The sequence below is a fragment of the Kitasatospora sp. NPDC127116 genome (assembly GCF_042677365.1).
GTDB classification, from domain to species: Bacteria; Actinomycetota; Actinomycetes; order Streptomycetales; family Streptomycetaceae; genus Kitasatospora; species Kitasatospora lactacystinica.
The window spans coordinates 127112-141538 of record NZ_JBHXTL010000007.1; the positions used below are offsets into that span (position 1 = coordinate 127112).

General features: G+C 71.8%; 14 protein-coding genes. 6 read left to right on the top strand and 8 right to left on the bottom strand.

The features are described 5' to 3' along the window. Positions 1 to 305: 305 nt before the first annotated feature. Entirely contained in the window at positions 306 to 569 is a 264-nt protein-coding gene (locus tag ACFVHV_RS04990) for a DUF397 domain-containing protein (RefSeq protein WP_097235176.1), read from the top strand. 306 nt (positions 570 to 875) lie between these two features. On the opposite strand, the gene ACFVHV_RS04995 is transcribed toward ACFVHV_RS04990, so the two are convergent. Beyond that, complete coding sequence (locus tag ACFVHV_RS04995) at positions 876 to 1451, bottom strand: ATP-binding protein (RefSeq protein ID WP_380348832.1); 576 nt, start codon at positions 1449 to 1451, stop codon at positions 876 to 878. A 418-nt stretch (positions 1452 to 1869) separates the two neighbouring features. On the opposite strand from ACFVHV_RS04995, the gene ACFVHV_RS05000 reads away from it, so the two are divergent. Then, positions 1870 to 2736 carry a helix-turn-helix transcriptional regulator gene (locus ACFVHV_RS05000; RefSeq protein ID WP_188297256.1) on the top strand — a complete coding sequence of 289 codons (867 nt, stop codon included), beginning with the start codon at positions 1870 to 1872 and terminating at the stop codon, positions 2734 to 2736. A gap of 79 nt (positions 2737 to 2815) precedes the next feature. Here ACFVHV_RS05000 and ACFVHV_RS05005 read toward each other — a convergent pair whose 3' ends face one another. Then, positions 2816 to 3421, bottom strand: a complete 606-nt coding sequence (locus tag ACFVHV_RS05005; protein WP_359914643.1) for a TetR/AcrR family transcriptional regulator — start codon at positions 3419 to 3421, stop codon at positions 2816 to 2818. A gap of 229 nt (positions 3422 to 3650) precedes the next feature. Continuing rightward, the gene (locus ACFVHV_RS05010) at positions 3651 to 5165 is read right to left on the bottom strand and encodes an MFS transporter (RefSeq protein ID WP_380348834.1); all 1515 of its coding nucleotides are present in this window, start codon (positions 5163 to 5165) and stop codon (positions 3651 to 3653) included. A gap of 87 nt (positions 5166 to 5252) precedes the next feature. On the opposite strand from ACFVHV_RS05010, the gene ACFVHV_RS05015 reads away from it, so the two are divergent. Further along, a complete protein-coding gene (locus ACFVHV_RS05015) occupies positions 5253 to 5687 on the top strand; it encodes a MarR family transcriptional regulator (RefSeq protein WP_359914649.1) in 435 nt (144 codons plus the stop codon). A gap of 38 nt (positions 5688 to 5725) precedes the next feature. Here ACFVHV_RS05015 and ACFVHV_RS05020 read toward each other — a convergent pair whose 3' ends face one another. The 5 genes from ACFVHV_RS05020 to ACFVHV_RS05040 all read right to left on the bottom strand — a co-directional run bounded on the left by ACFVHV_RS05020 (position 5726) and on the right by ACFVHV_RS05040 (position 10409). Next, positions 5726 to 6673, bottom strand: a complete 948-nt coding sequence (locus ACFVHV_RS05020) for a M56 family metallopeptidase (protein ID WP_359914652.1) — start codon at positions 6671 to 6673, stop codon at positions 5726 to 5728. A gap of 205 nt (positions 6674 to 6878) precedes the next feature. Then, on the bottom strand, positions 6879 to 7433 hold the full coding sequence (locus ACFVHV_RS05025) for a DUF5134 domain-containing protein (RefSeq protein WP_359914655.1): 555 nt from the start codon (positions 7431 to 7433) through the stop codon (positions 6879 to 6881). A gap of 347 nt (positions 7434 to 7780) precedes the next feature. Further along, positions 7781 to 8539 carry an amino acid ABC transporter ATP-binding protein gene (locus ACFVHV_RS05030; RefSeq protein ID WP_380348837.1) on the bottom strand — a complete coding sequence of 253 codons (759 nt, stop codon included), beginning with the start codon at positions 8537 to 8539 and terminating at the stop codon, positions 7781 to 7783. Next, positions 8536 to 9357, bottom strand: a complete 822-nt coding sequence (locus ACFVHV_RS05035) for an amino acid ABC transporter permease (protein WP_380348849.1) — start codon at positions 9355 to 9357, stop codon at positions 8536 to 8538. Before ACFVHV_RS05035 ends, ACFVHV_RS05030 begins: the two co-directional genes overlap by 4 nt. Before the next feature lie 173 nt (positions 9358 to 9530). Continuing rightward, positions 9531 to 10409: an ABC transporter substrate-binding protein gene (locus tag ACFVHV_RS05040; protein WP_359914660.1), complete on the bottom strand. Its 879-nt coding sequence runs from the start codon at positions 10407 to 10409 to the stop codon at positions 9531 to 9533. 530 nt (positions 10410 to 10939) lie between these two features. Here ACFVHV_RS05040 and ACFVHV_RS05045 point away from each other — a divergent pair. From ACFVHV_RS05045 to ACFVHV_RS05055, 3 genes are read left to right on the top strand one after another with little or no spacing between them, the layout of a single operon-like run. Further along, on the top strand, positions 10940 to 12340 hold the full coding sequence (locus ACFVHV_RS05045; RefSeq protein WP_359914663.1) for a DUF6421 family protein: 1401 nt from the start codon (positions 10940 to 10942) through the stop codon (positions 12338 to 12340). Continuing rightward, complete coding sequence (locus ACFVHV_RS05050; protein WP_359914666.1) at positions 12337 to 13095, top strand: SDR family NAD(P)-dependent oxidoreductase; 759 nt, start codon at positions 12337 to 12339, stop codon at positions 13093 to 13095. The genes ACFVHV_RS05045 and ACFVHV_RS05050 overlap by 4 nt, the downstream gene beginning before the upstream one ends. After that, positions 13092 to 14168, top strand: coding sequence for a low specificity L-threonine aldolase (locus ACFVHV_RS05055; protein ID WP_359914671.1), 1077 nt, complete (start codon positions 13092 to 13094; stop codon positions 14166 to 14168). Before ACFVHV_RS05050 ends, ACFVHV_RS05055 begins: the two co-directional genes overlap by 4 nt. Positions 14169 to 14427 lie beyond the last annotated feature (259 nt).

Sequence of the window (14427 nt, forward strand, 5' to 3'; positions counted from 1 at the left end):
CGACTCCCGGCATTCGAAGATCAACATTCAGCGGGGAGGCGCTCACGGCCGGTTATCGCGCGCCCGACGATTCATCGGCTATGTCCGTTTACGTACCGTCAGGAGAAGGGTCCGTGAAGAGTTCGCGGCTGCGGACAAAAGGCCACGTGCACCTGCAACGTCCCGTGCTGATGCACGTGCACTGCGGCTATCATCGCGTCAAGTGAGGCGTTGTGCCGGACCGGTACGGGGCCGGTCCGTTCGTTTCGACGGTGCCGGGGGCGCCGCGCTGGACGACAACTCCGGAAGCTCTTCGGGAGATTTCTATGCACGACTCGCAGGACACGCACGGCTCGTACGACACCTACAACGGGATGGCCGCCGCCGATCTCCAGGGGGTGGTCTGGCAGAAGAGCCGGCACAGCAACTCCCAGGGCAACTGCGTCGAGTTCGCGGCCCTGCCCGGCGGCGATGTGGCGATGCGCAACTCGCGGTTCCCGGACGGCCCGGCCCTCATCTACACCCGGGCCGAGATCGCCGCCCTGCTGCTGGGGGCCAAGGACGGGGAGTTCGACCACCTGGCGGTCTGACCGACCGCCGTGCTCCATCATCGGGGGGCCGTCGTGGGTGCCGACACCACGACGGCCTTTGTCTTTGTCTCTTCCGGGGGCCTCTTCGCCGGCGGTCTCCGCTTCGGGCGCGTCCGCTCCGGAGGTGTCCGCACTGGACCGGAAGTCCTCGGCGGGGCCGGGTGGAAGGGCCCGGGGTGCGGTCCTCCCGGGGCTTCCGTCGACCGGCCGTGCGCCGCCCGGCGCATGGTCCGTCCTGGGCGCGCGGCCCGCTCGGGTCGGGGGATCCGTTCGGGTCGGGAGCCCGGTCGGGGCGCACGGCCCGTCCTAGGCCGAGCGCCGATGCCGTCCGCCGATCTCGACGGGGCCGTCGAGCGGTGAGCGGCCGCCGAGTCCGGGGCGCCCGTCCAGCGGGGAGCCGGCGATCGTCTCCGCCTCGAACATCGCCCAGACCACCTTGCCGCTGCCCAGCGGGTGCCAGCCCCAGGAGCGGCTGAACGACTCCACCAGGTGCAGCCCGCGGCCGGATTCGGCGACGAAGTCGGCCTCCCGGGCGATCGGGCCGATGCTGCTCGGATCGCTCACCGCGCAGACCACCTGGGGTGCGCGGTGCACCAGGCTTATTCGGATCGGGAGCCGGCCGTCCGGGGTCGGCTGTATCGGGAAGTCGTACTCGCCCTGGGTGCCGCCCGACGGGTCGGGCCGTGCGCCGATCGCATGCCGGAGCGCGTTGGTCACGAGTTCCGAGGCCACCAGCGCGACGTCGTCGAACAGCTCCGTCAGGCCCCAGTGCTGGAGCGTGCTCCGAGCGAAGTCGCGCGCGGTTCTGACGGCTTCGAAGCGAGGAGCGAGCGTACAGGTGACCACAAGGGGGTCAACCGCCAAAGCCGTACCGGTGCTCATGAAGAGCTCCTCCCATAAGGGGGCGGACACGGCTGGACCCGCCGGGGTCATGCCGGTCACCTCCGACTCGCTCGGCCGCTCGGCCGCCCCCTCGACCAGGCGCGCGCGCACTCGAACGCCCGATGACGCGGGGGACGTCGTCGGGTCGGTGCACGGAGTCGCGCGTGGGGTCGACACGGAGCCCGCGGGATTGCCAGGGATGTGCAGGTGCACGTGCACCATGGTGGTGTGCGCTCACTGCAGATGCAAGAGTCGATTCACGTGCAGTCGCACTATTGGCATATGCAAGCGCCGGATGCACGTGCATCCTGGTGCGTGGAGTGCGGAACTGATAGGAACATCCGTCAGTATCGGCACCGTGAGCGCTCAACTGATGGCAGACTGTGCGCTGTTTGCCCTAGGTGGAGGTTTCGACCGCATGACCACAGTTCAGCCGGGCGGCGGCTCGATGGTCCGCCGGATCCTCCTCGGCTCGCAGCTGCGCCGCCTGCGTGAGGCGCGCGGCATCACCCGCGAGGACGCGGGCTACGCGATCCGGGCCTCCGAGTCCAAGATCAGCCGCATGGAACTCGGCCGCGTCAGCTTCAAGGAGCGCGACGTCGCCGACCTGCTCAGTCTGTACGGCGTGGACGACGGCATCGAGCGGGAAGCCCTGCTCGGCCTCGTCCGCGAGGCCAACAAGTCCGGCTGGTGGCACAGCTTCAACGACGTGCTGCCGGGCTGGTTCCAGACCTACGTCGGCCTGGAGGAGGCCGCCCAGCTGATCCGCACCTACGAGGTGCAGTTCATCCCCGGGCTGCTCCAGTCCGAGGAGTACGCACGGGCGGTTTTCGGACAGAGCCGGCCGGTCATCAGCGAGGAGGAGGTCGAGCGACGGGTCAGCCTGCGGCTGCGCCGTCAGAAGCTGCTGGCCGAGGGCGCCAGCCCGCGCCTGTGGGCCGTCATCGACGAGGCGGCGCTGCGCCGGCCGGTCGGCGGGCCCAAGGTGATGCGCGGTCAGGTGCAGTACCTGATCGACGTCGCCGAGCAGGCCAACGTGGTGATCCAGGTCATGCCGTTCCGGTTCGGCGCGCACGCGGGCGAGTCCGGGGCGTTCACGATCCTGCGCTTCCCGGAGCAGGACCTCGCGGACGTGGTCTACCTGGAGCAGCTCACCAGCGCGCTCTACCTGGACAAGCGCGACGACGTCGACGCCTACATCCAGGTCATGGAGCGGCTCTGCGTGGACAGCCTCACGCCGGAACGCACGATTGACCTGCTCGCCTCGATCCTGAAGGAACGCTGAGCCGCTGCCGTCCGGGGCCTGTGAGCTCCCTCCCTCGCGAGGCCCCCCGGCAGCCGGTCACCAGGCCGCCCGCCCGCCGTCAGCCGCGGGCCGGCGGCCGTTCGCGTTCCGGCGGGGACTGCTGCGGCGGGCGGCCCAGTTCCCAGGCCAGGTCGTAGCGGCCGAAGAGGTCGGCGCGGATCAGGGCCAGCGGGCTCTCGGCGCCCGGCAGCAGCACCCCGATGCAGCCGCCCATCAGCGCACTGCGCAGCACCGCGTGCTCGGCGACCGGGTCGGGCGCGCCCCAGTCCCGCAGCAGTCCCTGGAGGATGGCGCCGAGCTGCTGCTGCTCCGGGTCCTGGACGAAGGCGCCGTTGTCCGGGTCGAGGATCAGCGCCAGGTGCGAGCGCATCACCCGGGGGTGGTCCATCGCCAGGCCGAGCACGGTGTCGATCGCCCCGGCCAGCCGTGCGTCGGGGGAGGCCCCGGGAGCCAGTTCCGCCAGCGTGGCGGCCAGTGACTGGTGCATCATCCGGTGCGTCGCGGACTGCATGAGCAGCCGTTTGCCGTCGAAGTAGTACGAGAGCAGGCCGCGGGCGAGGCCGGCCCGCTCGGCGATGTCCGTGAGCGTGGTGCCCGCGTAACCGCACTGGTCAACCAGCTCGACGGTGGCCCGCATGATCCGCCGGCGGGAGCGTTGCCGCATCTCCTCATTGACCGAATCCCCGCGAGGTGCCATCGTGTCTGCTCCGAACGTTCGTTGGCTCCGGGCCAATATACTTGTGGAGCCGACAGCCGCACCGGGATACCGTGCCCCGGCGGGCACTGCCCGGGCGGCCGCCACGAAGACGGCCGGCTCCACCGACACGGGGGTTTGGTGGAGCCGGCGCCATGGCCCGACGGCGCGGAGGCCGGTCACGGGCGGGGTCCGGGGGTCAGCGCCCGGCCAGGACGTCGGCCCGGGCCGCGGTCGACCCGACCGTCGGCTCGTCACGATCCGGCGCGGGTGCGGGAACCGCCTTGCGACGCCGGTCCACCAGGGCGCCCGCCGTCGCGACCACCAGGCCGACCACCGCGACCACCGTGACGAACAGCAGCGCCGGCCGGTAGCCGTCCAGCTGGGCCTGCGGGCTGTCGCCGCCCGCGCTGCCGGCCGTGATCATCGCGGTCGCCCCGGCGAGGACCACCGCGGTGCCGACCTGGATCGCGGTGTTCACCAGACCCGAGGCCAGCCCCTGCTCCTCGTCGCCCACGCCGTCGGTGGCGGCGATGTTCACCGAGGGGAAGGCGAACGCGAATCCCACACCGAGCAGCAGCATCGAGGGCAGCACCAGGCCCGGGTACGAGCTGTGCTCGTCCAGCCGCAGGAACAGGGCGAAGGCGGCGACCAGTGAGGCCAGGCCGATCGGCAGCAGCCGCCCGGTGCCGAAACGGTCCACGATCGGGCCCATGAACGGCGCCGAGAGCGCGATGAGGGCCGCGGCGGGCAGCAGCCCGAGCGCCATCTCCAGGGCCGACCAGCCGAGCAGGTGCTGGAGGTAGAGGGTGACCACGAACTGGAACCCGCCGTACGCGCCGGTCATCGCGAAGGCGACCACGTTGGCCCGGGCGACCGAGCCGTTGCGGAAGATGCCGAGCCGCACCAGCGGGTGCGCGGCGCGGCTCTCCACCCGCAGGAAGGCGGCGGCCAGCACGGCGACGACCAGCAGCGAGCCGAGGGTGCGCGGGCTCAGCCAGCCGGCGCCCTGGGCCTCGGTCACGGTGAAGACCAGCAGCAGGACGGTCGCCGTGCCGGTGATCGCGCCGAGGACGTCGTAGCCGCCCTGGGCGCGCTCCTCGACCGGGCGGGGGAGCAGCCGGACGGCGAAGAGCAGGGCGAGCAGTGCGACCGGGACGGGCATCAGGAAGGTCCAGCGCCAGCCGACCGAGGTGAGCAGGCCGCTGAGCACCAGGCCGAGCGAGAAGCCGCTGGCGCCGCAGGTGGTGTAGATCGACAGCGCGCGGTTGCGGGCGGGACCCTCCGCGAAGGTCGTGGTGATGATCGACAGGCCGGCCGGGGCGGTGAAGGCGGCGCTGACGCCCTTGAGGAAGCGAGCCGCGATCAGCAGGCCGCCGTCGTCGACCAGGCCGCCGACCAGCGATGCGGCGGCGAAGACGCCCAGGGCGACCAGGAACACCCGGCGGCGCCCGAGCAGGTCGGCGGCGCGCCCGCCGAGCAGCAGCAGGCCGCCGTAGCCGAGGACGTAGCCGGAGACCACCCACTGCAGGGTGGAGGTGGACAAGTGCAGGTCGGAGCCGATGGACGGAAGGGCGACGCCCACCATGGAGACGTCCAGGGCGTCCAGGAACATGGCGGCGCAGAGCACGATCAGGGTGCCCCAGAGGCGGGGAGTCCAGTGCGGCCCGCTGGTTGACGGGGCGTCGGGTGACGTGACGGTCGCGGTGGTCATGGGGAGGACAGTACATGCACATGCATTCAATGCAAATGAATTAAATGTGAACGCATTAATTGTCGATGCACGTGCTAGGGTGGCGGCGTGGCTGAACTCGACTCCCCGGCGGAGGCCGGTCTCGTCGCGCAGTGGCGCGAACTGCTGGCCCGGCATGCCGCCGCGGCCTGTGCCCTCGACCGCGAGCTGGGCGACCGGTACGGGCTGGGCATGAGCGAGTTCGAGGTGCTGGAGCGTCTCGTCGAGAACTGCGGGGGCGGTGGGGGCCAGGCGGTGCGGGTGAGCGAGCTGGCCCACACCGTCCATCTGAGTCAGAGCGCGCTCTCGCGGTTGATCGCCCGCCTGGAGAAGGCCGGACTGGTCACCCGGGCGATGTGCGAGAGCGACCGCCGGGGCGTCCAGCTCACCCTCACCGAGGCCGGTCGGGAGCGCTACGAGCAGGCCAGGCCGCTCCACCGCCGGGTGCTGGAGCAGGCCCTCGGCGACGGTCCCGGCCCGGCCGGCGGATCAGCCTCCGGCTGACGCTCCGTCAGAAGTGCCGACCGGGTGCGGTGTCGACCTCACAGCAGGGAGTGCAGCCCCGGTGCCGCGGCCAGCAGCACGACCACGGCGGGCGCGGCGAGCGCCGCGACGGTGAGCCGCAGCCGGTGCGGGACGGAGAGCCGCGGACGGCCCGCGAGCAGTCGGTCCACCCGCTTCGGGGACTGCGCCAGGCCGGGCGGGCAGGAGCCGAACACCCCGCGGTCCAGGTTGAGTTCGGCCAGCGCGAGGGCGGTGGTGTGCCGGCCGTGCCGACGGGCGGCCCGGTCGTCGGCGGCCAGTTCGACCAGCTCCGCCACCTGGTTCCGGAAGGCGCTGAACACGCCGACCCCGGGGAAGCCCGAGGCGAGCGCCTGGGCGAACTGCTGGAGCCAGTGGTGCCGGGCCCGGACGTGACCGCGCTCATGGCTCAGCACGGCGGCCAGCTCCCGGTCGGTCAGCTGCTGGAGGGCGCCGGTGGTGACCACCAGCCGGGAGTCCGGGCCGGGCAGCGACCAGGCCTCCGGACGGACGTTCTCCAGGACCACCAGCCGTTCCCGGCGGCTCCGGGCGGTCTCGATGGTGTCGGGCAACTCCGGTGCCCGGTTTGCCAGTTGGGCGTGCCGGCGATTGCGCACCGCCTTCGCCGTACGAACCTCCCGGGTCAGCGCCAGCACCGTCTGCACCCCGCCCGCGGCCAGCACCGCGGCGCACAGCCGGCCCCAGCCCTCGGCCTCCTGGAGGCCGTACGCCGCCTCCACGCCGTGCGGCGCGCCCGCGAACACCAGCGAGCGCAGCTCCGGCAGGGCGGCGGAGGCCGCCAGGAGGAGGCCCAGCGCGCAGCAGAGCAGAACGGCCACCACCAGGCACTGCCACACCAGCAGCGCCAGCACCGGTTCGCGCTCCGCCCAGCGGGCCCGGGCCAGCAGCCGGGGCACGAGGGTCGAGAGCAGCAGGCCGAGCAGCAGCAGGCCGATCAGGGCAGGCATCGATGGGCTCCCCGAGTACGCACGGAACGCGACAACGCGCTCCCTGCCAACCTATGCGCTGGCGACGCCCGGTGGAACGGCTTTCGACCGGCCAGTGACCAACGCCACGCTCGGACGGGGGCTTTGGCGTGGAGGGGGCAGGGGCAGGGGGCTTCGGCGTGGCGGGCGGCGGCTCCGGGGTGCCGGGAGGGTGTCCCGCGGGTCGTCACATGGTCAGGAGCATGGCGAACATGCCGATGCCCATGGTCAGTCGGCAGGCCTGCGGCAGCCCGGCGGTGCCGACCGCGAGGGTGCCCGCCGGAGTGCGCAGCAGCCGGCTGCCGGTCCAGACGGTGTACGCGGCGAAGTAGAGGAGGAGCACCCCGGTCAGCAGTGGAAGGCCCAGGGCGGCGGCCCGGTGGTGGCCGTGACCGGAGGTGGACGCCATCGCGAGGGCCATGTACGTCATGGCGAGCGCGCCGATCGCGTGGTGCAGCCGGTGCGCCCGGCCGGCCGGGGCGTGGGCGGCGGCGAGCAGGAAGGCGGTGGCGGGGAGACCGAAGAGCCCGGCCCACACGGCGGGCGGGACGGTGGCGCCGGTGACGGCCATCGCGGCCATGCCCAACCCCATCAGGGCCTCGGCGGCGTCGGACTCGCGGGCGAGCGGCCGGTGCGCACCGCCCGGGGTGCAGGGGGAGCGGCGCAGCCGGACCAGACAGGACGTGCCGGCGCCGGTGGCGAGGAGGGCGAGGAGCCAGTTGACCAGGGTGGGTCCGTGCAACGGCGGCCTCCCGGGGCGGTGGGCGCCGGGGGCGGCGAACAGGGGACAGCGAACAGCGGTCGGCGGACAGATGACAGCGAACAGATGATGAAATCTGTCGGCTGTCATCTGTCATCCGTGAGCTGTCATCTGTTCGCCGCCCCCGTGCGCGGCGACGGACGTCCGGTCCACGATCACCGCACCCGGCCGGGCGCGGCCAGGGCGCGTACAGGGGCGCACAGTGGTGCCCGTCGTTGCGAAAGCCCTGGCCGCGCACCCGTCGCATACTCGTCGCGCACCCGTCGCACGCCTGGTCGCACTCCCCGGCCGAGCGGACCGCCCACCCGGCCGCCATCAGGCGGGGGCGCTCAGCCCTGGAGCCGACCCGAGGCGACCACCCGGCTGAGGAACTGCCGCGTCCGCTCCTCCTGCGGATCGCCGAACACCTGCTCCGGCGGCCCCTGTTCGAGCACCACCCCGCCGTCCAGGAAGCAGACCTGGTCGGCGACCTCACGGGCGAAGCCCATCTCGTGGGTGGAGAGGACCATCGTCATCCCCTGTTCCTTGAGGTCCCGCACCACCGACAGCACCTCGCCGACCAGCACCGGGTCGAGCGCCGCGGTGATCTCGTCGAGGAGCAGCAGCCGCGGCCCGGTGGCCAGCGCGCGCACGATGGCGACCCGCTGCTGCTGCCCGCCGGAGAGCCGGTCCGGGTACTCCTCGGCCTTGGCCGCCAGCCCGAGCCGGTCGAGCAGTTCCAGCGCCCGGGTCCGTGCCTCGGCCCTGGCGACGCGGTGCACCCGGCGCGGGGCGAGCGTGATGTTCTCCAGCACCGTCAGATGCGGGAACAGGTTGTACGACTGGAACACCACGCCGATCCGGCGCCGCACGGCGTCCTCGTCCGCGCGCGGATCGGTGATCTCCTCGCCGTCCAGGAAGATCGCCCCGTCGTCGATCCCCTCCAGCAGGTTGACGCAGCGCATCAGCGTGGACTTGCCGGAGCCGGAGGCCCCGATCAGCGCCGTCACCGAGTGCTCGGCCACGGCGAGGTCCACGTCGCGCAGCACCACCTGGCCGCCGAAGGTCTTGCGCACCGACTCCAACCGGAGCACGTCGCTCGACGTCACACCGCACCTCCCTGGAGCTGGCGGCGGTTCATCCGGGCGGTCAGCCAGTCGGCGAACCGGGTCAGCGGAATGGTCAGCACGATGAACACCAGCCCCGCCACCAGGTACGGCGTGAAGTTGAAGGAGCGAGCCGCGATGATCTTCGCCGCGTACACCGCGTCGATCGCGCCGCCGATCGAGACCAGCCCGGTGTCCTTCTGGAGGCTCACCAGGTTGTTGAGCAGCGGCGGCACGACCCGGCGGACGGCCTGCGGCAGCACCACGTACCGCATCGCCTGCGCGTTGGTCAGCCCCAGCGACCGCGCCGCGGCCCGCTGGCTCGGGTGCACCGACTCGATGCCGGAGCGGAACACCTCCGAAACGTACGCCGAGTAGGTCAGCACCAGGGCGGCCCCGCCCAGCAGCAGCGGATCGGTGGTCACCCCGGTCAGCCGCAGCGCCGGCACTCCGGTGATCATCACCAGCAGGCAGATGATCATCGGCAGCCCGAGGAAGAAGTCCACGTACGCGGTGGCCAACAGCCGTACCGGCAGGAAGACCGGACCGCGCAGCGTCCGCAGCACCGCCAGCAGCAGCCCGAACAGCAGGATCAGCGCCCCGCAGCCGAGCATCAGCTCCAGGTTCAGCCGCAGTCCCTTCAGGACCTCGGGCAGCGCCTGACGGGCGTAGTCGAGGTTGAAGAAGGTCCGCCGAGTCACCTCCCACCCGGGGGAGTTGACGATCAGGAGGTAGAGCACGACGGCCGTGGCCAGGGTCGAGCCGGTGGCGATCAGCGCCGAGCGGCGGGCCCGGGACCGCCGGTACGCCTCGTGCGCCAGCCGCCGCTCGGACGGGCGGTAGTCGTCCTCCGTCGCCGGCGCCCCGGTCGGCCGTGCGGTGCGCGGCGCCGGCGCCTTGGTGAGCTCCGCCGGACCGGCGGCGCCCGGCGCCTTCCCACCCGGTGCCTCCAGGCCCGGCGCCTCCCCGCCCGGCCCGGGGCTCAGGTCAGCGCTCACTTCAGCACCGGTGCCGAGACGGCGTCGGACAGCCACTGCTTCTCCAGCTTCGCCAGCGTGCCGTCGGCGCGCAGCGCGTCCACGGCCTGGGAGACGCAGCCGGTCAGCTTGGAGCCCTTGTCCAGCACCAGACCGAACTGCTCGGCCTGCGCGGCGGCCTCGAACTGGCCGACCACCTGGGCCTCCGGGACCTCGGCGCCGGTGATGTAGAAGGCGGTCGGCAGGTCCACCACCAGGGCGTCGATCTGGCCGTTCTTCAGCGCGGCCTTGGCCAGGTCGTTGGAGTCGAAGACGGCCGGCTGGGTGCTCGGCTTGATGGTGTTGGTGATGGTGTCCAGGCTCGTGGTGCCGACCTGCGCGCCGAGCTTGGCGCCCTTGAGGTCGGCGATGCTCCTGGCGCCCGCCGCCTTGGAGTTCTTCAGCGCGATGACGGTCTGGCGCACGTCGTAGTAGCCGGATGAGAAGTCCACGGCCTGCTTGCGCTCGTCGCTGACGGACACCTGGTTGATGTCGAAGTCGAAGTCCTTGGCGCCGGGGGAGGTCGCCTTGTTGAACGGCGCGACCACCCAGCCGACCTTCTCCTTCGGGTAGCCGAGCTTCTCGGCGACCGCGTAGGCCACGGCGGACTCGAAGCCCTTGCCGTTCTCCGGCTTGTCGTCGGAGAACCACGGGTCGTACGCGGGCTTGTCGGTGCCGACGGTCAGCGTTCCGGCGGTGCGCGTGGCCAGCGCCCCCGGCGCGCAGCCCGCCGCCGTCCCGGCCGCGCCCGAGGCGGTGTCGGACTTCGAGTCCTGCGGCGCGCAGGCGGTCAGCACGGCCGCGGCGGCGACCAGCGCGGCGATGGGCAGTACGGCGGAGGGCTTGCGGAGGGTCATGACGGGGCTCCAGGGAAGGACCGGCGGGACGGGGGGAACGAGGAGGGGCGCGGGAGGGCGCGACGGGCGGCCCGCGTCCCGGCGGGTCACTTCCCCCCGGTGGCGGCGCCGGAACACACGCGGCATGGTCGGCGTACGGGCCCGCGTCCGCGGCGCCCCCCGAGCCGGATCGGCAGCAGCCGGGGCGGCGGCAGGCCGGTCAACAGCAGCGGCGACAGCGGCAGCTCAGGCCGCGCGCGCGACAGCGACGGCAGACGTGCCGACGGGAGGGCGCCCGGAAGGGGCTGTCGTGGCGTTCGGCCACCGTGATCACCGCCGGGAGCATGCGGGGAGGTTCGCATCAGAACAGCGCATCTGTCCAGAACATCCAGATCACTGTCCACATGCCGGACAACCCGCCTCCCGTCGAAGGTTTGGGCGCCGGAGGGGCGGTGCACCGGAGCTTTGCCGGTCCTGGCCCTCTTGAACAGGAGAACCTTTCGTACTTATGGTGTCCCCGTTGAAATAACTCCTGTCGAAGTGAGTCCACGATGCAGAATCTTTCGCCAAGGCTCGCTGTGGCGGCCGACGCCCCGGTCTCGACCCTCGCCGGCCACCCGGCCTGGCTGCGCCTGAAGGAGGCCGTCGAGACGCTGCGCCCGCTCCAGTCGAAGGACGGCTCGATCGACCTGGCCGCCGTCCAGCGGCACACGGTCGACCCGCTGGTCGCCACCGTCCGCGCCGCCGTCCAGGAGCTCGCTCCGCACTTCCCGCACGACGCCGCCTACCTGGCCACCGTCGACGCGGACCTCGCCAAGTGGGCCGACACCGGCTACCGCGAGCCCGACTTCCTGGACTCGCTGCTCGCCTTCCACCCCGCCGACCAGCGCGAGGACGGGCTGGAGCACCTGGTCGTCTTCCCGATGTACACCCAGAACGGCAACCCGGACCGCAACCTGGAAGCCGTCCTGCTGAGCGTCGTGTGGCCCGACTGGCTGGCAGAGCTGGAGCGCACCCGCTTCGACAACCCGATGTTCGTGCCGATCACCTTCACGGACTTCACCGCCGGCTACGACACCAACTCCGCCGTGCTCTTCCCCGAGACGGTCTCCGTGCGCAAGGCGCCGGAGCGTTTCACCTGGGGCGGCATCTTCTGCGACCGCGAGGCCGCCCGCTTCCGCGCCGTCTCCAGCAGCGCCGTCCAGCAGCTCGGCCTGGAGATCCCGGCCGACGCCGAGGGCCTGCTCCAGGACCAGCAGCGCGCGCAGGAGACCTTCGTCCTGTGGGACCTGGTCCACGACCGCACCCACAGCCACGGCGACCTGCCGTTCGACCCCTTCATGATCAAGCAGCGCAGCCCGTTCTGGATGTACGGCCTGGAGGAGCTCCGCTGCGACCTCACCACCTTCAAGGAGGCGGTGAAGCTGGAGACCGAGGGCAACCGGCACGCCCGCGACGTCCAGTACGCGATCCTCTTCGACCGCCTGTTCCGCTTCCCGGTCTCCGGAGACCGGGTGCGCAACTACGACGGCATGGGCGGCCAGCTGCTCTTCGCCTACCTGCACAAGCATGACGCGCTGCGCTGGCGCGACAACCGCCTCAGCATCGACTGGGAGCGCGCCCCGCAGGTCACCAACGCGCTCTGCGCCGAGATCGAGACCCTCTACCGCGACGGCATCGACCGGCCGAAGCCGGCCCACTGGATCGCCGCCTACGAGCTGGTCTCCCGCTACCTCACCCCGCACCCGGCCTCCACCTGGGCGAAGGGCTCCGAGGCGCTGCCGCTCGACATCACCGACGGCAAGGCCCTCAACAAGGCCCTGTGCGACGCCGTGCTCCCGGACGAGTTCCCGCTGAGCATGTTCTACGAAGCCCTCAACAAGAAGCTGAGCGGCGTCATCGCCGCCACCGCCGGCATCACCGGCGCCGGGATCCAGGGAGCCGCCGCGTGACCACCTCCACCAACGCCCCGCTGGCCGGCAAGGTCATCGCCGTCGCCGGAGCCAGCGGCCCGGCCGGCCGCGCCGTGCTGCGCCGCCTCACCGCCGACGGTGCCACCGTGATCGGCGCCGACATCGACGCCCAGCGCCTGGAGTCCGCCCTGGACGCCACCCGGGTGGCCGTCCGCGGCGCCAAGGTCAGCGGCCAGGTGATCGACCTGCTCGACCCGCAGGAGGTCCACGACTGGGCCGACCACCTGGAGTCGGAGCACGGCCACGTCGACGGCCTGTTCCACCTGGTCGGCGGCTGGCGCGGCAGCAAGACCTTCTTCGACACCCGGCTGGACGACTGGGACTTCCTGCACGACACCGTCGTGCGGACCCTCCAGCACACCTCGCTGGCCTTCCAGCCCGCGCTGGTCCGCAGCACCGCCGGCCGCTACGCGATGATCTCCGCCGCGGCCGCGCACAAGCCCACCGCCGGCGGCGCCGCCTACGCGGCCGCCAAGGCCGCCACCGAGGCGTGGACCCTCGCCATGGCGGACTCCTTCAAGAAGGAGACCACCGACCCCGACGGCGAGCCCACCGCCGCGGCTGCGATCCTGGTCATCAAGGCGCTGGTCAGCCCCGAAATGCGGGCCGAGAAGCCGGAGGCGAAGTTCGCCGGCTTCACGGACACCACCGACCTCGCCGGCCACCTGGCGGGCCTCTGGGACCGCCCCGCAGCAGAACTGAACGGACAGCACCTGTGGCTGACAGCCCGATGACCGACCTCACCCGTACGGACGCGGTACGGCGGCACGACCCCGCCGTCCGCGGCTTCGCCAGCGACAACTACGCCGGCGTGCACCCGGAGGTCCTCGCCGCGATAGCCCTCGCCAACGGCGGTCACCAGATCGCCTACGGCGAGGACGACTACACGGCCCACCTCCAGGACGTCTTCCGCCGCCACTTCGGCGAGAAGGCGGAGGCCTACCCCGTCTTCAACGGCACCGGCGCCAATGTGGTCGCCCTCCAGTCGCTGCTCCCGCGCTGGGGCGCGGTGGTCTGCGCGGAGTCGGCCCACATCCACGTCGACGAGGGCGGCGCCCCGGAGAAGATGGGCGGCATCAAGCTGCTCACCGTCCCCACTCCGGACGGCAAGCTCACCCCCGAGCTGCTCGACCAGCAGGCCTGGGGCTTCGGCGACGAGCACCGCGCGCAGCCGCTCGCGGTCTCCATCACCCAGAGCACCGAGCTCGGCACCCTCTACACCCCCGACGAGATCCGCGCGATCACCGAGCACGCCCACCAGCTGGGCATGCTCGTCCACGTGGACGGCTCCCGACTGGCCAACGCCGCCGCCTCGCTCGGCCTGCCGCTGCGCGACTTCACCACCGACGTCGGTGTCGACGTGCTCTCCTTCGGCGGGACGAAGAACGGCCTGCTGTTCGGCGAGGTCGTGGTGGTGCTCAACCCGGAGCGGGTGCGCAACATCAAGTACCTGCGCAAGACCTCGATGCAGCTCGCGTCGAAGATGCGCTTCGTCTCGGTCCAGTTCGAGGCGCTGCTCTCCGGCGACCTCTACCTCCGCAACGCCGGCCACGCCAACGCGATGGCCAGCCGCCTGGAGGCAGCGGTCCGGAAGATCGACGGCGTCGAGGTGGTCCGCCCGGTCCAGGCGAACGCGGTGTTCGCGATCCTCCCGCGCGAGGTGAGCGAGCGGCTCCAGAAGCGCTACCGCTTCTACTTCTGGAACGAGCACACCGGCGAGGTCCGCTGGATGTGCGCCTTCGACACCACGGAGGCCGACATCGACGCCTTCGCGGCGGCCATCGCCGAGGAGATGGGCCGCGCCTGACGGTGCCCGAACCACGGATCGTCCCGTCCCGCGTCAGCGGGGCGGGACGATTTGCATGTGGCGGGCCGGTCCCCGTACAGTTCCGGAGTCGCCGCGGGAGACCGGGGCGGCAAGGCGGAAAGCGAATCCGATGAATGAAACTCCGGAAAACGGAGCGGAAAGCGTCTGATAAGCTGGAAACACGAAAGAACGAAGCCCGGAGGGTCCGCTGGAAGGCGGTCCGAAGGAAGCGTCCGTTCCTTGAGAACTCAACAGCGTG